The organism is Nodosilinea sp. AN01ver1 (genome assembly GCF_050565655.1).
Taxonomy (GTDB): domain Bacteria; phylum Cyanobacteriota; class Cyanobacteriia; order Phormidesmidales; family Phormidesmidaceae; genus Nodosilinea.
Map to the genome: position 1 here is coordinate 69,935 of NZ_JBNXVS010000008.1, position 20,905 is coordinate 90,839.

General features: G+C 60.2%; 17 protein-coding genes. 13 read left to right on the forward strand and 4 right to left on the reverse strand.

The window, feature by feature from the left end:
- Positions 1-3 precede the first annotated feature (3 nt).
- Complete coding sequence (locus tag ACQ4N7_RS09150) at positions 4-459, reverse strand: DUF6691 family protein (protein WP_430711300.1); 456 nt, start codon at positions 457-459, stop codon at positions 4-6.
- Positions 460-480: 21 nt separating this feature from the next.
- Positions 481-903 carry a YeeE/YedE family protein gene (locus ACQ4N7_RS09155; RefSeq protein WP_430711301.1) on the reverse strand — a complete coding sequence of 141 codons (423 nt, stop codon included), beginning with the start codon at positions 901-903 and terminating at the stop codon, positions 481-483.
- Positions 904-1,398: 495 nt separating this feature from the next.
- Here ACQ4N7_RS09155 and prfC point away from each other — a divergent pair, with 495 nt between their 5' ends.
- Positions 1,399-3,045, forward strand: a complete 1,647-nt coding sequence (prfC, locus tag ACQ4N7_RS09160) for a peptide chain release factor 3 (protein ID WP_430711302.1) — start codon at positions 1,399-1,401, stop codon at positions 3,043-3,045.
- 109 nt (positions 3,046-3,154) lie between these two features.
- Here prfC and ACQ4N7_RS09165 read toward each other — a convergent pair whose 3' ends face one another.
- Positions 3,155-3,838, reverse strand: coding sequence for a Mo-dependent nitrogenase C-terminal domain-containing protein (locus tag ACQ4N7_RS09165; RefSeq protein ID WP_430711303.1), 684 nt, complete (start codon positions 3,836-3,838; stop codon positions 3,155-3,157).
- A 321-nt stretch (positions 3,839-4,159) separates the two neighbouring features.
- Here ACQ4N7_RS09165 and ACQ4N7_RS09170 point away from each other — a divergent pair, with 321 nt between their 5' ends.
- From ACQ4N7_RS09170 to ACQ4N7_RS09215, 10 genes are all read left to right on the forward strand, one after another.
- Complete coding sequence (locus ACQ4N7_RS09170; protein ID WP_430711304.1) at positions 4,160-5,890, forward strand: diflavin flavoprotein; 1,731 nt, start codon at positions 4,160-4,162, stop codon at positions 5,888-5,890.
- 208 nt (positions 5,891-6,098) lie between these two features.
- On the forward strand, positions 6,099-6,623 hold the full coding sequence (locus ACQ4N7_RS09175) for a phosphate-starvation-inducible PsiE family protein (RefSeq protein ID WP_430711305.1): 525 nt from the start codon (positions 6,099-6,101) through the stop codon (positions 6,621-6,623).
- Between the two features lie 55 nt (positions 6,624-6,678).
- On the forward strand, positions 6,679-8,424 hold the full coding sequence (locus ACQ4N7_RS09180; protein ID WP_430711306.1) for a diflavin flavoprotein: 1,746 nt from the start codon (positions 6,679-6,681) through the stop codon (positions 8,422-8,424).
- Positions 8,425-8,468: 44 nt separating this feature from the next.
- A complete protein-coding gene (locus ACQ4N7_RS09185; protein ID WP_430711307.1) occupies positions 8,469-8,699 on the forward strand; it encodes a hypothetical protein in 231 nt (76 codons plus the stop codon).
- Positions 8,700-8,949: 250 nt separating this feature from the next.
- Entirely contained in the window at positions 8,950-9,207 is a 258-nt protein-coding gene (locus tag ACQ4N7_RS09190) for a CP12 domain-containing protein (RefSeq protein WP_430711308.1), read from the forward strand.
- Between the two features lie 484 nt (positions 9,208-9,691).
- Positions 9,692-11,056 (forward strand): CmpA/NrtA family ABC transporter substrate-binding protein, encoded by a 1,365-nt coding sequence (locus ACQ4N7_RS09195; RefSeq protein WP_430711309.1) that lies wholly within the window; start codon positions 9,692-9,694, stop codon positions 11,054-11,056.
- Between the two features lie 294 nt (positions 11,057-11,350).
- Complete coding sequence (ntrB, locus tag ACQ4N7_RS09200; RefSeq protein ID WP_430711310.1) at positions 11,351-12,202, forward strand: nitrate ABC transporter permease; 852 nt, start codon at positions 11,351-11,353, stop codon at positions 12,200-12,202.
- A gap of 236 nt (positions 12,203-12,438) precedes the next feature.
- Positions 12,439-14,469, forward strand: coding sequence for a nitrate ABC transporter ATP-binding protein (locus tag ACQ4N7_RS09205; RefSeq protein WP_430711311.1), 2,031 nt, complete (start codon positions 12,439-12,441; stop codon positions 14,467-14,469).
- A gap of 408 nt (positions 14,470-14,877) precedes the next feature.
- On the forward strand, positions 14,878-15,744 hold the full coding sequence (locus ACQ4N7_RS09210; RefSeq protein WP_430711312.1) for a nitrate ABC transporter ATP-binding protein: 867 nt from the start codon (positions 14,878-14,880) through the stop codon (positions 15,742-15,744).
- The gene (locus ACQ4N7_RS09215; RefSeq protein ID WP_430711313.1) at positions 15,737-16,600 is read left to right on the forward strand and encodes a DUF6671 family protein; all 864 of its coding nucleotides are present in this window, start codon (positions 15,737-15,739) and stop codon (positions 16,598-16,600) included. Before ACQ4N7_RS09210 ends, ACQ4N7_RS09215 begins: the two co-directional genes overlap by 8 nt.
- Before the next feature lie 148 nt (positions 16,601-16,748).
- On the opposite strand, the gene ACQ4N7_RS09220 is transcribed toward ACQ4N7_RS09215, so the two are convergent.
- Positions 16,749-17,387 (reverse strand): HAD hydrolase-like protein, encoded by a 639-nt coding sequence (locus ACQ4N7_RS09220; protein WP_430711314.1) that lies wholly within the window; start codon positions 17,385-17,387, stop codon positions 16,749-16,751.
- A gap of 133 nt (positions 17,388-17,520) precedes the next feature.
- On the opposite strand from ACQ4N7_RS09220, the gene ACQ4N7_RS09225 reads away from it, so the two are divergent.
- Both ACQ4N7_RS09225 and ACQ4N7_RS09230 read left to right on the forward strand, forming a co-directional pair.
- Positions 17,521-18,708: a polysaccharide biosynthesis/export family protein gene (locus ACQ4N7_RS09225; protein ID WP_430711315.1), complete on the forward strand. Its 1,188-nt coding sequence runs from the start codon at positions 17,521-17,523 to the stop codon at positions 18,706-18,708.
- Positions 18,709-18,719: 11 nt separating this feature from the next.
- On the forward strand, positions 18,720-20,900 hold the full coding sequence (locus tag ACQ4N7_RS09230; protein ID WP_430711316.1) for a GumC family protein: 2,181 nt from the start codon (positions 18,720-18,722) through the stop codon (positions 20,898-20,900).
- Positions 20,901-20,905: the final 5 nt, after the last annotated feature.

Consider the following 20,905-nt stretch of genomic DNA (forward strand, 5'->3'; position numbering starts at 1 on the left):
GTGTCACCCCTGGGTCGAGCGGTTGAGGAATTTGTAGCCCAGCGATCCGGCTATCATCGCGGCTAGAAACAGCAGTGGATTGGCAGACCCCAGGCCCAAAGCGGCGATCGCAGGCCCAGGGCAGTACCCGCCCAGCCCCCAGCCGATGCCAAACAGCGCTGCACCCAGCACCAGGGGGCGATCGATATCGCTGCGGGTCGGCACGTAAAATTTGGCACCCAGCAGCGGGGCAGGCTGCCGCAAAATAAACCGAAAGCTGATCAGCGTCATCAGCACAGCGCCGCCCATCACAAAAGCCAGGGTGGCATCCCAGTTACCGGCCACATCTAAAAAGCCGATCACCCGCTGGGGGTCGATCATTTGCGAAAAGCCCAGCCCCAGGCCAAACAGCAGCCCGGCAGCCAGGGCAACCAGGTTTTGGGCTAGGGTGTTTGGTTTAGTGACACTCTGCGTCGTCATTTATTGCTCTCCTCAAGTTCTCTAAACCCAGCCCAGCAGGTGCCGGGCGAAAAATACAGTGGCAATGCCGGTGGCCATAAAGGTAATGACCGCAACCAGCGATCGCCCCGACAGCCGCCCCAGCCCGCAGACGCCGTGACCACTGGTGCAGCCATTGCCCATCCGCGTGCCAAAGCCCACCAGCAGCCCCGCGACAATCATGGTGACGGGGGCGAAGGGGTAAGTGGGGGTGGGCTGAGGGGCCAGGGCATATTCGTAAACCAAACCCCCTGCGACTAGCCCCAGCAAAAAAAGCCAGCGCCAGACTTCCGCCGGGTTAAAGGTAATAGCGCCGTTGACCATGCCGCTAATGCCCGCAATCCGCCCGTTCAGCGCCAACAGCAGGGTGGCGCTGAGGCCAATGAGAATGCCGCCAAACAGGCCATAAAGCCACTCCGTAGGCATAGAGAAACCCTTAAATTGTTACTTAACCATATAGTAGTATGGCCTGCTCTAAGTTGGTGGGTGTAGGCGATTGCACCCAACTCGTTGGCCGCTTTAGGTCAATCGTTTGGGCGGCTCTACAATTGAATGCATCTATGTCCAGCACCAGCCTTGTCATGAGCAACTACGTCCTGATGAGAACCGAGGCCTTGCAGCAGGAGTTAGGAACCCTGCGGCAGATTGTTCTCCATGAAACTCAAGGCCCAAGGCGACCGACTCAGCCCAGGGGGGTATGGCAGGGTGTTCAGTTCTCGGAATCTGACTGTGATGCGGCCCGACTGGCTGTCTTCAGGGATGCTTAATGATGAGCTACTCTGACCCATACGTCAGCAATCTCCAAACAGCTTTTCCGATTTAGCCTTCCGCCAGGGACAGCACTCGACAGGCCAGTTTCGCTTCGCCGGAGCCAGCCTCTACAATAGAAAGAAGTGCCAATTTTACGAGTACCTCCGGTTCATGACAGACGCCGCCGTTTCCGCCGCCGCCACTACTGCTTCGATCGCCGAGGCGGTAGAGCAGCGGCGCAATTTTGCCATCATCTCCCACCCCGACGCCGGTAAAACGACGCTGACCGAAAAGCTGCTGCTCTACGGAGGCGCGATTCAGGAGGCCGGGGCGGTAAAGGCCAAGCGGGCGCAGCGCAGCGCTACCTCCGACTGGATGGAGCTGGAGCAGCAGCGGGGGATTTCGATTACTTCCACGGTGCTGCAGTTTGCCTACGGCGGCTACACCATCAACCTGCTCGATACGCCGGGTCACCAAGACTTTAGCGAAGACACCTACCGGACCCTAGCCGCCGCCGACAACGCGGTGATGCTCGAAGACGCGGCCAAGGGTCTGGAGCCGCAAACCCTGAAGCTGTTTGAGGTGTGCAGAATGCGATCGCTGCCCATCTTCACCTTCTTCAATAAGATGGATCGCCCGGCGCGGGAGCCTCTGGAGCTGCTGGATGAGATCGAGCAGCGGCTGGGCCTGCAAACCTACGCGGTGAACTGGCCGATCGGCATGGGCGATCGCTTCAAGGGCGTATACGACCGTCGCCACCAGCAGATTCACCTGTTTGAGCGCAGCATTCACGGTAAAAAAGCGGCCAAGAACACCGTGATCGACATTGGCGACCCCCGCATCGAAGACCTGCTCGACCAAGACCTCTACTACCAGTTTAAAGAAGAGCTGGAGGTGATCGAAGAAGTGGGGCCAGAGCTAGATCTTGACGCGGTCCACGCCGGGCAGCAGACCCCGGTCTTCTTCGGCAGCGCCATGACCAACTTTGGCGTGCAGCTGTTTTTGGATGCGTTTCTCGACTACGCCCTCAAGCCCTCGGCCCACAGCAGCACCCTGGGCGACATTCCGCCCACCCACGAAGACTTTTCGGGGTTTGTATTCAAACTCCAGGCGAATATGGACCCGAAACACCGCGACCGCATCGCCTTTGTGCGGGTGTGCTCGGGCAAGTTTGAGAAGGATATGGTGGTCAGCCACGCGCGATCGGGCAAGTCCGTGCGGCTGTCGCACCCGCAAAAGCTGTTTGGCCAGGGCCGCGAATCGCTGGAGGAAGCCTACCCCGGCGATGTGATTGGCTTGAATAACCCCGGCGTGTTTGCGATCGGCGACACCATTTACCAGGGCAAGCGGCTGGAGTACGACGGCATTCCCTGCTTTTCGCCGGAGATTTTTGCCTACCTGAAGAACCCCAACCCCTCCAAGTACAAGCAGTTCCAGAAGGGTGTCTCTGAGCTGCGTGAGGAAGGGGCGGTGCAGATTATGTTCTCCGCCGACGAGTCGAAGCGCGACCCCATTCTCGCCGCCGTAGGTCAGCTCCAGCTAGAGGTGGTGCAGTACCGGATGCAAAACGAGTACAACGTCGAAACCCGCATTGAGCCATTGCCCTACTCGGTCGCTCGCTGGGTTGAGGGCGGCTGGGAAGCGCTGGAAGCCGCAGGACGGTTGTTTAACACGGTGACGGTCAAAGACAGCTGGGATCGTCCGGTGCTGTTGTTTAAGAACGAGTGGAACTGCCAGCAGGTGATGTCTGACCACCCGAAGCTGAAGCTGAGTGCGATCGCCCCCGTGGTCTCTGGCAAAGAGCCAGAAAGCCTCTAAGTCAAGGAAATGGGCTGGAAGGGGTTTTCTTCCAGCCCATTTCCTTGACTCCGCCCCGTTCCCTTCGACTCCGCTCAGGGAACGGGGCGGAGTCGAAAGAAACGGATTCTTACAGCAGTGCCGTTACATCTTCGCCGCAGTCGTCGGCCAGGTACGACAGAGCGCGAAACCGCAGCCCCACCAGCTGATCGTACAAGGGGTTGATTTTGCACATGGGCGGAATGTGCATCAGCTTTTTCTTAAACAGCACCACGTCGCGCTCAAAGGGGCACTGCGACGGAATCAGCTTGCACACAAAGCGGGCCAGGCGGGGATCGTGCACGTCGAGCTGGTCAAGCCATTCGCGGGCGGGCTTGAGCGGGTCGATTTTGCCGTTGGTCGGGGGACGCAGCCCGGCGGCCACGGCAGCATTCTCGGGCTTGAGGCTGTAGAGGGTCGATCGCACTGAAGTGAGACAGGTATCCTGCAGGTTTAGGGCCTCGCACAGCGCCTGGAGTTGATTGTCTTCTTCCACAGAGTAAACGCCGTCGGCGAGGGCTACCATCACGGCCATGCGCAAAAAGTTTTCGGCTACGTGGGGGTCATCGCCCAGCAGCTGGGCCACTTCGGCAGGGGTGACGGGTTCAAAGTGCTCAAAGTCTAGTTCTGGAGCCAGTTCTTCTTCGGTAATGGCGGCAATTAGCGCCTTTTCGTCGTCGTCAAAATTGCCGTCCGCCCAGGCCAGGGTGAGCAACCCCCGAAGCCAGACCTTGATCTGCTCCTGGGTGTAGGGAGACTCGGTGACTACTGGCATAGATCCTCCTCAGCGGGTATCTCGGTACAGGCATCACAGATGGGGGTAGTTGGCCAAGCGATACCTGATGAAACAGTTTGTAACGCTTTAATTTTAACGCTGTCCTCCATGGACTGCCCCGGCAACACCTGTGTCCTGCTTTACATAAGGAGAATTTAATCCTTGACTCAGCTCAATGTATTTGCAAGACGAATGAAAATGACTGAAAAATATATAAATTTCTAATTAATTGGTTTTGAGATTGACATTTTACAAATCATGCCCTGGGGGTTGATCATTGAGACATGTCAAGCGAAGTCTCGATGAGGATAGATAGACTCCATGGTTTTTCAGATTGACTCCCCTCCAGCGATCGCGCTTGCTAGCCGCTTGACGGTACAAACCGCCGCCATTGCCGCCGATTCCACCGCCATTCGCTGCTTAGACTGGGACCGCGATCGCTTCGACATTGAGTTTGAGCTGCAAAACGGCACCACCTACAATTCGTTTCTCATCGAGGGCGAGAAGACGGCGCTGATCGACACCTCCCACAGCAAGTTTAAGGATTTGTACCTGGATGAGCTGGAGGCGATGGTCGATCTAAAAACCATTGATTATCTGATCGTCAACCACACCGAGCCCGACCACAGCGGGCTAATTGGCGACCTGCTGACCCGCGCTCCTCAGATTACGGTGGTGGCCTCCAAGGTGGCGATGCAGTTTTTGCAGAACCAGATTCACCGCCCGTTTGCCGCTCAGGTGGTCAAAAGCGGCGATCGCCTCGAGCTGGGCCTGGGCCACGAGCTGGCCTTTATCTCGGCCCCCAACCTGCACTGGCCCGACACCATGCTCACCTACGACAGCGGCACCGGGGTGCTCTACACCTGCGATGTGTTTGGCCTGCACTACTGCGATGACACCCTCTACGACGAGATACCGGCGCTGCTGGAGGCCGATTTTCAGCTGTACTACGACTGTCTGATGGGGCCAAACGCCCGCTCGGTACTGGCGGCGCTAAAGCGGATGGAGCCCTTCGCTATCAACCAAATTGCCACTGGCCACGGCCCGCTGCTGCGCCACCATTTGACCGACTGGACCGAGCGCTACCGCAGCTGGAGCGAGACCCAGGCGAAGGCCGAGCCCTTTGTGGCGATTTTTTACGTCGGGGAGTACGGGTTTAGCGATCGCATTGTTCACGCCCTGGGCCAGGGGTTGCTCAAAACTGCCACCGCCGTAGAACTGGTCGATTTGCACGATACCGATATCGCCACCGTGCGAGAGCTGGTGACCACCGCTGCGGGCCTGGTTTTGGGCATGCCGCCCCAGTCAGCTCCTGGTCTGGAGCCGATTCTTAGCACCATTCTCGCTGCGGCTCACCCCAAGCAGGCGATCGGGCTGTTTGAAACCGGCGGCGGGCAGGATGAGCCAATCTTTCCTCTGCGCAACCGCTTTCAGGAGCTGGGCCTGACGCCAGCTTTTGAGCCAATTTTAATCAAAGCCGCCCCCACTGAGGCCACCGACAAACTCTGCGAAGAAGCGGGCACAGACCTGGGCCAGTGGGTCAACCGCGACCGCAGCCAAAAACAAACCCAGTCCCACGATTCGGGGCTCGACCAAGCCCTGGGCCGCCTCAGCACCGGCCTCTATATATTGACTGCCCGCAAGGGCGACGTCAGCAGTGCCATGCTGGCCTCCTGGGTGATTCAGGCCAGCATCGAACCGGCTGGTGTAGCGATCGCCGTCGCCAAAGATCGCGCGATCGAGTCGCTGCTGCACTGGGGCGATACCTTTGTGCTCAACGTGCTGGAAGAGGGCCACTACCAGCGCTTGATGAAGCATTTTCTGAAGCGCTTTCCGCCAGGGGGCGATCGCTTTGAGGGCATTGCTACCTACGCCGCCGCCAACGGTTCCCCCATATTGGCCGAAGCCCTGGCCTACCTGGAATGCACCGTCACCCATCGGCTAGAAGCCGGCGACCACTGGGTGATCTACTGCACCGCCAAGGCTGGGCGGGTGGCGAAACCCGATGGGCTGACGGCGGTGCATCACCGCAAGGCGAGTAACCATTACTGATTTTGGTCTTTAAATTTTGGATTTTGGATTTTGAAATGGCGAAATTCCTAGGCGGTGCATTACGGCCAACGCTCAGGTTAATAGCTCTCCCCAAGGGATTCTGCGGCCTAATGCACCCTACGGCCCACCATTTTGAACTTTGAACTTTGAACTTTGAACCTCCCCACACCTCCTCACCTTTCCCACCTCCCTCACCCCAAATACCACTATGCAAAACCTCCCCTCCTCCTCCCGCTGGGCTACCTGGTTCAACGGCAGCACCGTAGTCCGCCTGCTTGAAACGGTTCAAGACGTGATTGTGATTTCGCTGTGCATTGGGCTGTTCAGCTTTATGGTGATGCAGCTGCGCGAGATGTTTCTTTCCCTGCTGCCGCCGCTCAATTTTCCAGAAGTAACCTCTGACATTTTGTTTCTGCTGATTTTGGTGGAGCTGTTTCGGCTGCTGATTATCTACCTGCAAGAGCATCGAGTATCGATTGGGGTAGCGGTCGAAGTGTCGATTGTGTCGGTGCTGCGCGAAATTATTGTGCGCGGCGTGCTGGAAACGCCCTGGATTCAAGTGCTGGCTAGCTGTCTGTTCTTGGTGGTGCTGGGCGGGTTACTGGTGGTGCGGGCCTGGATTCCACCCACCTTCGATGGCGTTGACCCAGAACAGGAGATTTCGCGTCGCCACCGCATTCGCTTTGCCCAAGACCTGGCCGAACGGACTGCGGTCAAGCCTGCCCTCGATTGACCCTGCCCACCCGCCAGTCCAAAGTCCCCTAATTCACCCTACCCACGATTTTCCCATGACCCTAACTACCCCCTTACCTTCTCGCTCAACTCCGGTACGGCCCCGCGATGTGCAGGTCGCCACCATTAGCCCTCAGACTCAGGTGCTGCGATCGCGCACCTGGGACCGGCTCAAGTTTGAGGTGGAATACAGCCGCCAGCGGGGCACCACCGCCAATGCCTACCTGATTCAGGCCGATAGGACTGTTCTAATCGACCCCCCCGGCGAGTCGTTTACCGACCTCTTTTTGACGGAACTGCGCCACCAGGTTGATTTGGCGCAGATCGACTACATCATCACCAGCCACGTCAACGCCAACCGGCTGGCGACCCTGACTCGACTGCTGACTTTGGCTCCCCAGGCTCAGATTGTGAGTTCGCGGGCGGCGGCGAATACCCTCAAGCTGGCCCTGGGCGATCGCGCCGATCGACTGTGCCCGATGCGCTCTGGAGAAACGCTGGATCTAGGCCAGGGCCATGTTCTGGAGTTTGTGGGTGTGCCCACGCCGCGCTGGCCCGATGGGTTGTGCACCTACGACATGGCCAGCCAGACGCTCTTTAGCGACAAGCTGTTTGGCATGCACCACTGCGACGATGCCCTGTGGGATGAGCAGTGGCGGCAGCTAGAGCGCGATCGCCGCTACTATTTCGACTGCCTGCACAGCCCCCAGGCCAAACAGGTCGAAACGGCCCTGGATCTGATCGATGCGCTACCGCTCAAAACCCTGGCCCCCGGCCACGGCCCCCTGGTGCGCTACAGCCTCAGTCGGCTGCGGCAAGACTACCGCCAGTGGTGCCAGCAGCAGGCCCAGCAGACGCTGCGGGTGGCGCTGCTCTATGCCTCGGCCTATGGCAACACCGCCCGGCTAGCCGATGCGATCGCCCAGTCCCTGACCGCCGCCCAGATCGCCGTAGAGGCGATCAACTGCGAACAGGCCGACCCCAATACTCTGGTGGATAGTCTCAGCCAGTGCGATGGCTTTATCATTGGCTCGCCCACCCTGGGTGGCCACGCCCCGGTGCAAATTCAGACCGCCCTGGGCCTGATTTTGGCCAATGTGCCAAAGACAAAGCTGGTGGGGGTGTTTGGCTCCTACGGCTGGAGCGGCGAAGCCATTGACGAGCTGGAGCGCAAGCTCAAAGATGCCAACTATGCCTTTGGCTTTGAGCCCCTGCGGGTGCGCTTTAGCCCCAATGCGGCGGCCCTTGAGGCCTGTACCGCGGCAGCCACCCAGTTTGCCCAGCGCCTGCGCAAGCGCCAGAAGCAGGGAGCACGACCTGCGATCGCCGAAGCCCACAGCGATCGCACTGCCCAGGCCCTGGGGCGAGTGATCGGCTCCCTCTGCGTGGTCACTACCCAGGTCAATGGCAAGCACACCGGGCTGCTGACCGCCTGGGTGGCCCAGGCCAGCTTTAGCCCCCCCGGCCTGATGCTGGCTCTGCCCAAAGAGGCCGCCGAAGCCAGTCAGCTCCGTCCCGGCGCTGGGTTTGTGCTGAATATCCTCAAGGAAGGGCGGGCCGTGCGGCGGCATTTCTCCGCTCAGCATGGCTCAACCACCGCTTTTGACCATCTGCCTTTTACCTCAGCTGGCAACGGCTGCGCCATTCTCACCGACGGTTTGGCCTACGTCGAATGCACCGTAAAAGAGCAGTCCTCAGCGGGTGACCATCTGCTGATCTACGCCACGGTACACCAGGGTGAACTGCTCGCCCCCGGCGGCATGCCTGCTATCAACCACCGCAAATCGGGGCACCAGTACTAGCTCCAGCGCCAGATTCCCCATCCCTACAGTCACCATCAACCGTTATGCACAAACAACTTCAGCACAGTACCCAGGAAGGCTGGGCAATCCATGTCTACAACTGCGATCGCCGACTGCTCTGCACCCTTGAACCCTCCCACGGGTGGGCCTTTACCGCTGGTCTGGCCCTCGGCCTGATACTGGCTATCCTCGGCTATAACCTGCCCCACGCGCCCGCTGTGGCAACCCCGCAGCCCCCTGACCCAGACATGGTGGCACCGCTGCAAATCGATTAGCGATCCAGGCTCGTACCGGTTCGGGTGGATTCCCCTACTGCGCAGTGACCGTCCTTCCGTGCCACAGTGAAGCCATGGGAAGCCGGTCTTAGCGCTGCACGGGCCGCCTTTACCAACGCATGTTGAAGTGACGACAGGTAAGAAAACCTGATAAATGATAACAAGGGTTTATATGTAAATCCCATAGGCATTTGCTTGAATTATCACTAAGCTGAAGACAGCTCAACCACAGCACAGGAGATCATCCACCATGAGTTTGACCACTACCCTGCCTATCCAAAGCACGGCTGCTCAGCCCACCCTGAAATCTCGGCTGCAAGTTTCCCTTGAGCATGCTCGTCGCCTGACCGCTCTCTACGGCACCGACCACATAGACGTTGCGATCGCCTGGGAAACCGTCGAAGAACTCTCGAACGCCAATGGTTGTCGGCGCGTTCAGCAATCGGCCTTTGCCCGCTACTGCGAGGCCCATCCCGATGCCCTAGAGTGCCGCATTTACGAAGACTAGCAGCGCTCTTTGATTTGTCTGCCTTGCCCCTCACACCGTCTCACACAGCTCAAGCGGGAACTCCGGTTCCCGCTTTTTTTGTGCCCAAATATTGGTCCAAGCTGGGTTGCGGTGGGGCCCTGGTCTGCCCCAGTTAGCTGCGACCTGGAGGCAGCCCTGCACCGGTCACCGCACCGGATTGGCGATCGGGCTCTGATCTATGGAGTGCCGCTGCATCTCTCAACTGAGTTTAATCAAATCTATTGCAAAGACTCTATTAGATAAGCCCAGCTTATTTTTTGCATCGAAAATTGCAGTTGAGTTTTGCTGTTTTCGATGATCTACAGCGCAAAAAAAGAATATAGACTTAATGCCATGAAGAGATGGCGGAGGATTTACAAAACTAAATCCTCCTTGTCCAGCCGGGGCCAACCCCAGATTCTTTCACCATCCACCCATTTTATTTACGGCGCTCTTGAACCCAGGGGCGTTGCAAGGAGGTCTTATGTCAGATTTTTCGAGAGTCACCCGTCGTAAGTTTCTGGCTACTGCTGGGGTATCGGCAGCAGGCGCAGTATTCCTAAAGAGCTGTGCTGGCAACCCCCCTTCAGCCACCGCCCCGACCGCAACAACGGCGGCGGCCACCGCTCCTGGCCCCGTCGCCGAAGGCGACAGCCCCGAGACCCCCAACATCAAGCTGGGCTACATTCCCATCGTTGAATCGGCCGCGATGATCATTGCTCAAGAAAAGGGGTTCTTTGCCAAGTACGGCATGACCGGGGTCGAAGTTTCCAAGCAGGCCAACTGGGCCTCCGCCCGCGACAACGTCACCATCGGCTCGGCGGGCGGCGGCATCGACGGCGGTCAGTGGCAAATGCCCATGCCTCACCTGATTAGCGAGGGCATTATCACTAACGGCCAGAAGGTGCCCATGTACGTGCTGGCCCAGCTCGAAACCCAGGGCAACGGCATTGCCGTCTCCGGCATTCACACCGGCAAAGGACTGGGGCTAGATCTTTCGGGCGCAGCCGACTATATCAAGGGCTTTCAGGCCAACCAGGGCCGCAAGTTCAAGGCGGCCCACACCTTCCCCAACGTCAACCAAGATTTCTGGATTCGCTACTGGTTCGCCGCAGGTGGCATTGACCCTGACAACGACATCGACCTGCTGGCGGTGCCCCCGGCAGAAACGGTGCAGGGTATGCGCAACGGCACCATGGATGCCTTTAGTACTGGCGACCCCTGGCCCTACCGCATCGTTGCTGACGACATCGGCTTTATGTCGGCTTTAACCCATGAGATGTGGGCCTTTCACCCCGAAGAGTACCTGGCCATTCGAGCCGACTGGGTTGACGCCAACCCCAACGCGACCAAGGCCCTGCTGAAAGGGTTGATGGAAGGCCAGCAGTGGCTGGATGACCCGGCCAACCGGCCCGAAGCGGTGAAAATTTTGGCGGGTCGCAACTACTTCAATGTGCCTGAGGAAATTTTGACCCCACCCTACAAGGGCGAATACACGATGGGCGATGGCAAAGCCGACTTTAAGGACATCAACGCCGGCCCCCTCTACTGGAAAGATCCCAAGGGCAGCGTGTCGTACCCCTATAAGAGCCATGACCTGTGGTTCTTGACCGAGAGCATGCGCTGGGGCTTCCACAAAAACCAGCTCACCGACTTCGACACCGCCCAGCGCATTGTCGATGCCGTCAACCGCGAAGACATCTGGCGCGAAGCGGCCACCGAAGCCGGGTTTACCGCCGCCATTCCCGCCGATACGTCGCGCGGCGTCGAAACCTTCTTCGACGGCGTTAAGTTTGACCCCGCCAACCCTGAGGCATACCTCAACAGCCTCAAGATTAAGCGGGTCTAGGAGGAGAGAGGTAGATGGGTAGGCGGGTAGACGGGTAGGTGGGTAATCGTACCCGATGTTTCCTTTCTCCATCCACACAGTCACCCATCCACTCTATTCCTCCCAACAGCACTGGTTCAGAGAGAGATGACAGAGGCGAGAGTATGGGGTCTTCATCGCCAACAGCAGCCCTATTTCCCCTTGCCTCGGTGTCTGAACCAGCCTACCCCGGTCAGTCTCCCCAAAGAAAGGTCGGGGTAGGTTTCCTCCTCAAACGGTCCGTGATCCACTACATCCACAGCAGGTACAGCAACTATGGTTACCCACTCTCCAGTTCGCAGACAGGCGCGTCCTAACCCTTTTCTAGCTTCGGTGCAGCAGTTTTGGCAAAAGCGCGGCCCTGACCTAATTCCCCCCCTGATTGGAATTGCGGTGTTTTTGACAGTGTGGCAGCTAGTGTCGTGGTCGGGGGCTACTCGGCTGCCGGGGCCGCTGAGCTTGTGGACCGATACCCGCACCCGCGAGCTGTTGCTATACCCGTTTTACGACCTGGGCGGTTTGGATAAAGGACTATTTTGGCAGACCTGGGCTAGCCTGGGCCGGGTCGCTCAGGGCTACACCGCTGCCGCTGTCGTTGGTATTGCAGTCGGGGTTTTGGTCGGTACTAGCCCCTGGTTAAACAAAGCCACTTACCCCATTTTTCAGTTTTTGCGGATGGTGGCTCCGCTGGCCTGGGTACCGATCGCCCTGGTGGCCCTGCAGCAAAACCAGCCCGCCGCTATCTTCGTCATTTTTATTACCGCCGTGTGGCCGATTCTAATTAACACCATTGAGGGCGTGCGGCAGATTCCAGAAGACTACGACAACGTAGCTAAGGTGCTGCAACTGTCGCGCAAAGACTACTACTTCAACATTTTGTTTCCCTCGGCGCTGCCCTACATTTTTACCGGACTGCGGATTGCGATCGGTCTGGCCTGGCTGGCGATTATTGCGGCAGAGATTGTGATGTCGGGAATTGTGGGCATTGGCTTTTTTATCTGGGATGCCTACCAGCAAAACTACATCAGCGAGATTATTCTAGCCGTGTTGTATATCGGTTTTGTGGGTCTGCTGCTCGATCGAGTAATCGCCTTTTTGCAGATGAAAATTGCTCCGCTGCGCAAGTAGAAAACCGTAGGGTGCATTCGCGGCTCCCAGATCTCTGCTAAATGACTCAATTTATGGCCGCAATGCACCATTTTTAGACGCATGCGCTGGTGCACTGCTCGCGTAGGCGAAGCCGCGCCCCAGCGCTATGCACCCTACGGGTTAATTGAAAATTTTGCATAGCTGGGTGGTGTGTGGTGCCCACCCTACGTGTTCAATCTCACATCAATCTCATTAAAGATCGCAAGGAGGGAACCATGGGTTTATTGGTGGCAGTTGACCAGGTAGATAAGGTATTTTCCCTGGCCGATGGCGGTGAATATATTGCCCTAAAAGGCATTGACTTAAGCATTAAAAAAGGGGAATTTGTCTCCTTTATTGGCCACTCGGGCTGCGGCAAATCGACCTTATTAAATATGATCGCGGGTCTGTCGCTGCCCAGCTCGGGGGTGCTGACTTTAGAGGGCAAAAAAATTACCCAACCCGGTCCCGATCGCATGGTGGTGTTTCAAAACTATTCGCTGCTGCCCTGGCGCAGCGTGCGTGAAAACATTGCCCTGGCGGTGAACAGCGTTTATAGGGATCTGCCCAAGGGCGATCGCCGCGCCATTGTCGAAGAGCACATCAACCTGGTGGGCTTGCAGGCCGCCGCCGACAAAATGCCCGACCAGCTCTCGGGCGGCATGAAGCAGCGGGTGGCGATCGCCCGCGCCCTGGCCATTCGGCCCAAACTGCTCTTACTGGATGAGCCCTTTGGCGCACTCGATGCCCTGACTCGCGGCAATCTGCAAACCCAGCTGATGCGCATCTGCGACGAAAACAACGTCACCGCCGTGATGGTCACCCACGATGTGGATGAGGCGGTGCTGCTCAGCGATCGCATTGTCATGCTCACCAACGGCCCCGGTGCCGAGATCGGCAATATTCTTGAGGTCGATATTCCCCGCCCGAGAGCGCGTATGGAAGTAGTCGAGCACCCCAGCTACTACAGCCTGCGCAGCGAAATTATCTACTTCCTCAACCAGCAAAAGCGGATCAAAAAGCTGCGGGCCAGAAAAACCACCGCCGTCGCTCGCCACGGCCTAGAGAAAGTCAACCTGGACATTGGCTTTGTGCCCTTGACCGCCTGCGCCCCGGTGGCGATCGCCAAAGAAAAAGGCTTCTTTGCCAAGCACGGTCTAGAGGAAGTCAACCTGGCCCGCGAAACCAGCTGGCGCGGCATTGTCGACGGCATCGCTGGCGGCTACCTCGACGCCGCCCAAATGCCCTCGGGTATGCCCCTGTGGTTTTCGCTGGGAGGCCACAACAACCGGCCCCTGCCCGTGGTCAGTGCCCTGACCATGACCCGCAACGGCAACGCCATTACCCTGTCGCGCCGCTTCTATGAGCAGGGCGTGCACAGCCTGGATGCCTTTCGCGAAATGCTGCGCCGCACCCCCGAAACCCAGCATCGCATGGGTATGGTGCACCCGTCTTCTATGCACAACCTGCTGCTGCGCTACTGGCTGGCGGCTGGCGGCATTGACCCCGACAAAGACCTGGCCCTGCAAACCATCCCCCCCGCCCAGATGGTGGTGGACCTGAAGAACAATGCGATCGACGGCTTCTGCGTGGGCGAACCCTGGAACCTGCGCGCCGCCATGGACGAGGTGGGCTTTACGATCGCTACCGATCGCGAAATCTACGACGGCCACCCCGGCAAAGTGCTGGGCGTGCGCGAAGACTGGGCGATCGCCTACCCCAACACCCACATCGCCCTCACCAAAGCCCTGCTCGATGCCTGCCGCTACTGCGCCGACCCCGAAAACGAGCTAGAGATTCGCCAGATTCTCTCCCAGCGGGCCTACCTGGGCACCCCAATCGAGTACATCCATCTGGGCAACCCCACCACCAAGGTCTGCACCCTCGACAAGCCCATGCGCGAGTACGCCCACCACATGTTCTTCGGCAACGGAGCCAACCGACCCAGCCGCACCGAACACCTGTGGCACATGGCCCAGCTGGCCCGCTGGGGCGACGTGCCCTTCCCCCGCAACTGGCTCGAAATTCTCGAACGCATCGTGCGGGTCGATGTCTACAGCACCGCCGCCCGCGAACTGGGCCTGCTCGATGCCAAATTTACTCGCGGCAGCATTCACCTGTTCGACGGCACCGACTTCGACGCCGAAGACCCGATCGGCTATCTCAATAGCCTTGCGATCAAACGCGACATCACCATCGCTGAGGTGGTGCTGGATGGGCAGAGGACAACGTTTTCCGGATGGATCGATGCGCGAATTGCGGCCTGACCTATTGGTTCATTGCTGCGTGAATAGCCTAGCTATGCCGGAGATCTCTAATGGTGCATTGCTTCGCTAATGCACCCTACGTAGGGAGGCCAGGATTTGGAATCCCAGGGTTTGATTTTTTCAATACCTCCATTGGCATGACAGAGGTTTAAACCGATGATCGATCCCTCCTTTCCGTTGGGTCCAGGGCGGCGGAACGGCCCTGGTCGACGGGGGACCGGGGCCAGCGAAATGGCCCCGGCAGCAACCCTGGCTTCCCACCCACCACCTTCACCAGCCCTCCACCCAGGCCTTGATCCAACCCAGGGCAAACGCCGTTTGCCCCTACAACGTCGCCTGTTTTTGAAACAGGGGTTATTGCCTCCCCGCCCTTAAAACATTCCAATTCAAACTTTTAGGAGTCATCCCATGCAACCCACCCCTCTCAAGCTCAAGTCCCGCCGCCCCGCCCATCCCGAACTGGTGAACTACGCCCAGCCTTCCCCTGACCAGGGCTTTCTAGTCTTTGAGCAAGTCTCCAAAAGCTTCCCCACCGCCAAAGGCCCCTACCCCGTCCTCGAAAACGTCAACCTGACCATTCAGGAAGGCGAATTTGTCTGCTTCATCGGCCATTCCGGCTGCGGCAAATCGACCCTGCTCAGCCTGGTTTCTGGCTTTCAGCAGGCCACAGGCGGCTCCGTCACCCTCAAAGCCCAGCCCATTCTCAAGCCCGGCCCCGATCGCATGGTCGTGTTCCAAAACTACGCCCTGCTGCCCTGGCGCACCGTGTTTGAGAATGTCTACCTGGCGGTAAAATCGGTGTGGCCCAACAAGCCCGAGGCCCAAAAGCGAGCGATCGTGCGCGACCACCTGGCCATGGTGGGGCTGAGCGAGGCCGCCGACAAGCGCCCCGACCAGATCTCGGGCGGCATGCGCCAGCGGGTCTCCATTGCCCGCGCCCTGGCCATTCGCCCCGAGGTGCTGATTCTCGACGAACCCTTTGGCGCACTAGATGCCATTACCAAAGAAGAACTCCAGGAGGAGCTGCTAAAAATCTGGAACGAGCACCGCTGCACCGTCTTGATGATCACCCACGACATCGACGAAGCGCTGTTTCTGGCCGATCGCCTGGTGATGATGACCAACGGTCCCGCCGCCACCATCGGCGAGATCATGGATATCCCCTTTGAGCGGCCCCGCGATCGCGACCAGATTATGGAAGACCCCCAGTACTACCAGCTGCGCAACCACGCCCTCGACTTTCTCTACAACCGCTTTGCCCACGACGATGACTAAACTGAGCGAGACCTACTTTGCCGGACGGGTGGCGGTGCTGGCCACCATGCACCGCAAAGAGCAGGCGATCGCCCCCCTGTTAGAGTCTCGCCTGGGGGTCAGCGTGGCGGTGCCCGCCGATTTTGACACCGACGCCTTTGGCACCTTTACGGGCGACGTTAAACGTCCGTCCGATCAGCTCACCACGGCGCGGCTCAAGGCGGCGGCGGTGCTCCGCCAAACGGGCGAAAGCCTGGCCATTGCCAGCGAGGGCAGCTTTGGGCCGCACCCGCAGATTCCGTTTGTGGCCTGCGATCGCGAGCTGGTGCTGCTGATCGATCGCACCCACCAGCTCGAAATCGTCGGCGAGTGTCTCTCGACCAACACCAACTACCGCAGCCAGGTCATCCACAGCCCCGCCGATGCCCTGGCCTTTGCGGAGTCGGTGGGCTTTCCCCAGCACGGGCTGGTGGTCAAGGGCGGCGAAACCGACGAGCACATTCTGGGCAAGGGTATTACCGACCAAGACCAGCTGGTGGCCCTGGTGGAAGCGGCCCTGAGCCAGTCGCCCCACCGCGCCGCCCGACTGGAAACCGATATGCGAGCGCTTTACAATCCCACTCGAATGGCCGTCATTGCCCAGGCCACCGAGGATTTGGTGCAGGCGATCGCGCGCGCCTGCCCAGCCTGCGCCTGTCCCGGCTTTAGCGCCGTCAAGCAGTTTCCAGGGCTGCCCTGTAGCCTCTGCGGCACCCCCACGCTGCTGACCCTGGCGCAGCTCTACCGCTGTCAGCGCTGCCAGTTTGAGCAGCGTTTGCCCGGCGACCACGGCTTTTTGGCCGCCGACCCCAGCTACTGCCCCTACTGCAATCCTTAAAGCCCAAACACCCACGCTGTTGGTGCGGTACCCCCAACCATGAAACCAGCTACCGCCGTTCCCTGAGCGGAAGTTGCAGCCGTTCCCTGAGCGGAGTCGTTGGTGAATCCGCCCCAAAGGGGCTAGGGACGGCTATTTTTGAAGAAATTTACTGACAGGACAAGGTACGAGCGATCGCAGGCAGGGCATCGGGCTCATCCACCAGCCAGTCGGGCTGGGCGGCCGCCAGCGCCTCCCGACTGTTAAAGCCCCAGGTGACCGAAACGGGTCGAATGCCCGCAAACCGCGCCGCCTGAATATCTCGCACCTCATCGCCCACATAGACCGTTTTGCTCGGGACGAGCCGGTGACGCTCCAGGCATCTGGTAATCAGTCTGCCTTTGCCAAACAGGGTGCCGCCGCCATCGACGCTAAAAAAGTAGCGATCGAGAGCGTGGACCCGCAAAAAGGCGTGCACCACCTCAGGGGCATTTGAGGTGATCACCGCCAGCGCGTGGTTCTGGGTATGCAGCTGCCGAATGACGGCTGGCATACCTGCACAGGGGGCGATCGAGGGATGGTAGGCTTTTAGCTCTACCCGCAGGCGACGCAGCAGGGCCGGAATCTTGAGCAGGGGAATGCCAGAATAGCGAATCAGCTGGCGAGTGCTGTATCCCTTGAGAGCCTCCACCTCCTCCAGCGGGGTGGGGCGATAGCCAAATTCTGGGGCCAGCCGATTGGTAATCTCCACAATGGTCACTAAGCTGTCTGCCAAGGTGCCGTCGAAATCAAACAAAAACGTGATCAAAGTGAACCTGCCCATAACGCCACGCTCAGCCATCTCCATTAAAGACCAAGAATCAACAGCCAGCCCCGACCAGCCCAGGATGTGGGGTTTCTGACTCGGCTTCAGTGTCTCAATGCCAAAAATATGGGGCAATATGGGTGGGTTACCCGTGGCAGGGGGCGCTCCTGCCGTTGAGGCTATGGTTTTAATGGGTTTGACCGATCGCGCGATCGCTGGGTTGGCGGCTCGCCAGCTGAGTGGCTGGGGGCTGGCTCTCTGTGGCGGGGCGCTACTGGCCCTACCTGCCGCCGCCCAGGCCCCAGTGCCCTTAACCTCGCCTGCCAGCCCCCCAAACCTGCCCCTAGAGCCACGGCTGCCCGCCGCCGACTTTGACACCTACCGCCTGGGGCCAGGCGACAGCATTTTTGTCGGAGTGCAGCGGTTTCCAGACCTGAGCTTTCCGGCCACCCTAGATATTCAGGGCAATGTAGTGGTGCCCCTGGCGGGCACCGTCAACCTGGCCGGGCTGACCCTCGACCAGGCCCGCGACGAGCTGTTTAGCCGCTACGACCAGTACGTGGTCAACCCTGATGTCTCGCTGATTCTGACCGCCCAGCGGCCCGTGCAGGTGACGGTCGTGGGCGAGGTGCCGCGTCCGGGGCTGTACCCGCTGCAGGCTCCGCAGCTGGCGGTGGCGCTGCTGACAGCGGGGGGCTCAACCACCCTGGCCGACCTGCGCACCGTTCAGATTGAGCGCACCCTGCGGGACGGCGCGCTGCTGACCCGCACCGTAGACCTGTTTACCCCGCTGGTGCAGGGCGAACCCATTCCCCAGGTGCAGCTCCAGGACGGCGATGTGATTACCATCCCCCGCCTGGCCCCCGAAGACGTGGAGAGCTACGATCGCGATCTGGTCGCCACCTCGACTTTGGCCCGGCCCGAGATCACGGTGCGGGTGCTCAACCGGGCTTCGGGGGCGCGGGGGCTGGAGGCCCGCTTTGGGGCCATCAACCTGCGCAACGGCAGCCGCTTTTTAGACGCCCTGGCGGTGGCGGGGGTAAACCCGGATGTGGCTGCCTACAACCGGATTGCCGTGCTGCGCTTTAACCCCGAGACCGGCACCGCTGACACGATCATGGTGAACGCAACAGCGGCGGTGAATGGCGATTTGAGCCAGAACATTCCGCTGCAGGAAAACGACATTTTGGTGGTCGATCGCAACCTGCTGGCGCGGGTGAGCTACGCCCTGAACACGTTCACGCAGCCCTTCCGCGATGTGCTGGGCTTTTTGCTCTTTTTTGACTCGCTGACCGACTCAGCCGATTCGTTATTTAGGCCCTAGGGAAAACGGCGATGGTTTCTCCTGTTGTTAAGCGCTATCTGCTGGCCCTCGATCGCTACAAGTGGCCCAGCCTGGCCACGCTGCTGGGGGTGCTGGGCATTTCGGCGGTAGTGGCGATGCAGCCGCCGCCGCCGCCCCGGTATCGAGCCGAGGGGGTGCTGGTGCAAAACGCCCCGGTGGTGGCCCTGACGGCGACCGGCACCGAGGTGCAGCAGCGGGGCCAGGGCATTATCTCAGAGCAGTTTTTGCTGGCCGATGTGCTGCTAGAGCAGGTCGCCCAGGAGCTAGAGCGGCGGGGAATGCCGATGGAGCCAGACGCCATTCGCGATCGCACCACGATTGAGCTAGAGGGGATCGAGGGCGAAGAACCCCAGGTGCAGCGGGTGACGGTGGCCTTTCGCGGCCCCAGCGAAGAGCAAACCCAGCTCACCCTCAGCCTGATGTTTGAGGCGATGGTCGAACTCAGCCGGGTGACTAACCGAGCCCGGGTGGGGGCCATCGTCACCGCCCTCGACGAGCGCCTGCCTGCGGTAGAGGCCGACCTGCGGGCCGCCGAGCAGGCCCTAGAGGCCTACGATCGCACCGAAGGCCCCGCCATTCAGGCCGCCCTCGACGGCAGCCTGCTGGGGGCGATTTCCGGCGGGCAGCAGCAGCAGCGCCAGAACCAGATCGCCCTGGCCGGGCTCGATGCCCAAATTCAAAGCTTGCAGCAGCGGCTGGGACTATCGCCGGGGCAGGCCTTTACGGCCTCGGCCCTGAGCGCCGACCCGATTATTGCCCAGCTGCGATCGCAGATTCTCGAAACCGAAACCCAGCTGGAGCTGCTGTCGCCCACCCTGCGCGAGTCGCACCCCACCATGCAGGAGCTGCGCCAAAACCTGGCCGCCTACAACGCCCTGCTGACCGAGCGAGCCCAGGAGGTGGTGGGCGGCCAGGGCCTGGCCGCTCTGCCCAGCGTCAGTGAGGTACGGCAAAGCAGCACCCTCGACCCGGCCCGCGCCGCTCTGGCCAACCAGCTGGTCACCCTCAGCGCCGAGCGCGCCGCCCTGGCCAGCCAGCAGCAGGTGCTGAGGGTGGCCGATGGCCAGCTGCGGCAGCAGTACTCCAGCCTGCCCAACAAGCAGCTGGAGCGCGATCGCCTGGCCCAGCAAGTGGCCCTCAACCAGGCCCTCTACGACCAGATCCAGGCCAAGCGCATCGATGCCCAGGCCGCTGAGGCCGAAACCGTCAGCAGCCTGACCGTGGCGGAGCCGCCCACCGTAGTTGCTCAAGTTGAACCCCCGACCAACCCCGTCGTGGTCTTGGCGGTGGGCGGGCTGCTGGGGGTCGTTGCTGCCGGGGCGGTTGTCTTTTTGCTCGACATGCTCGACAGCACGGCTCGCACCGCCGAAGACATTCAGGGCATTTTGAGCGACCAGGATGTGCCGGTGCTGGGGCTGGTGCCCGGCTTAGAGGCCACCTCGGCCCAGGGCTGGCCGATTCTTTACCAGCCCCACAGCCCCGACCTCGAAGTTTATGAGCGCTTGCGCAGCAGCCTGCGGCGGGCGGGCAGTCTGGCTGAGGCGGGCGCGGCCCCGCGAGTGGTGCTGGTGGTGAGCAGTCGGGCAGGCGAGGGCAAAACCACCAGCGCCTTTAACCTCGGCATTGCCGCCGCTCGCGCCGGTCGCCGCACCCTGGTCATCGAAGCCGACCTGCGCCAGCCCTCCTGCGGGCACCGGCTGGGGGTAACAGCGGGGGCCGAGGCCGTTGCCGAGCCGCTGCACTACTACGGCGGTCGCCAGCAGGAGCCGATTCAGCTGGCCCCCTGGGTCGAAAACCTCTACCTGTCGCCCAGCCCCGGCCCCCAACCCCATCCAGCCGCGATTTTAGAGTCGAGCGAAATGACTCAGTTTTTGGCCGATGCCCGCGCCCGCTTCGACCTGGTGCTCATTGACGCGCCCTCCCTGGGCCGCAGCAACGATGCCCTGCTGCTGGGGGCGGCCAGCGATGGACTGCTGCTGGTCACCCGCCCCGGCCTCACCGACAAAGCCGGGCTGGAGGCCCTGCTAGAACAGCTTTTAGAGAATGAGGATCTGCCGGTGCTGGGGGCGATTGTCAACGCCGCCGATCGCGCTGCGGCCCCTACCCTCACCGCTGCCCCTGCTGCGCCAACGGCGGCCCCGCCTCCGCTGATTCGCTCGGTTGACTTTTAGCCGGA

Bases quoted from the DNA above. Each gene is read 5' to 3' on its own strand.
- prfC (WP_430711302.1), top strand. From the start codon at position 1,399: ATGACAGACGCCGCCGTTTCCGCCGCCGCCACTACTGCTTCGATCGCC.
- ACQ4N7_RS09165 (WP_430711303.1), bottom strand. From the start codon at position 3,838: ATGCCAGTAGTCACCGAGTCTCCCTACACCCAGGAGCAGATCAAGGTC.
- ACQ4N7_RS09230 (WP_430711316.1), top strand. From the start codon at position 18,720: ATGGTTTCTCCTGTTGTTAAGCGCTATCTGCTGGCCCTCGATCGCTAC.
- ACQ4N7_RS09155 (WP_430711301.1), bottom strand. From the start codon at position 903: ATGCCTACGGAGTGGCTTTATGGCCTGTTTGGCGGCATTCTCATTGGC.
- ACQ4N7_RS09205 (WP_430711311.1), top strand. From the start codon at position 12,439: ATGGGTTTATTGGTGGCAGTTGACCAGGTAGATAAGGTATTTTCCCTG.
- ACQ4N7_RS09175 (WP_430711305.1), top strand. From the start codon at position 6,099: ATGCAAAACCTCCCCTCCTCCTCCCGCTGGGCTACCTGGTTCAACGGC.
- ACQ4N7_RS09190 (WP_430711308.1), top strand. From the start codon at position 8,950: ATGAGTTTGACCACTACCCTGCCTATCCAAAGCACGGCTGCTCAGCCC.
- ACQ4N7_RS09185 (WP_430711307.1), top strand. From the start codon at position 8,469: ATGCACAAACAACTTCAGCACAGTACCCAGGAAGGCTGGGCAATCCAT.
- ACQ4N7_RS09225 (WP_430711315.1), top strand. From the start codon at position 17,521: ATGGGTGGGTTACCCGTGGCAGGGGGCGCTCCTGCCGTTGAGGCTATG.
- ntrB (WP_430711310.1), top strand. From the start codon at position 11,351: ATGGTTACCCACTCTCCAGTTCGCAGACAGGCGCGTCCTAACCCTTTT.
- ACQ4N7_RS09180 (WP_430711306.1), top strand. From the start codon at position 6,679: ATGACCCTAACTACCCCCTTACCTTCTCGCTCAACTCCGGTACGGCCC.
- ACQ4N7_RS09170 (WP_430711304.1), top strand. From the start codon at position 4,160: ATGGTTTTTCAGATTGACTCCCCTCCAGCGATCGCGCTTGCTAGCCGC.
- ACQ4N7_RS09210 (WP_430711312.1), top strand. From the start codon at position 14,878: ATGCAACCCACCCCTCTCAAGCTCAAGTCCCGCCGCCCCGCCCATCCC.
- ACQ4N7_RS09195 (WP_430711309.1), top strand. From the start codon at position 9,692: ATGTCAGATTTTTCGAGAGTCACCCGTCGTAAGTTTCTGGCTACTGCT.
- ACQ4N7_RS09150 (WP_430711300.1), bottom strand. From the start codon at position 459: ATGACGACGCAGAGTGTCACTAAACCAAACACCCTAGCCCAAAACCTG.
- ACQ4N7_RS09215 (WP_430711313.1), top strand. From the start codon at position 15,737: ATGACTAAACTGAGCGAGACCTACTTTGCCGGACGGGTGGCGGTGCTG.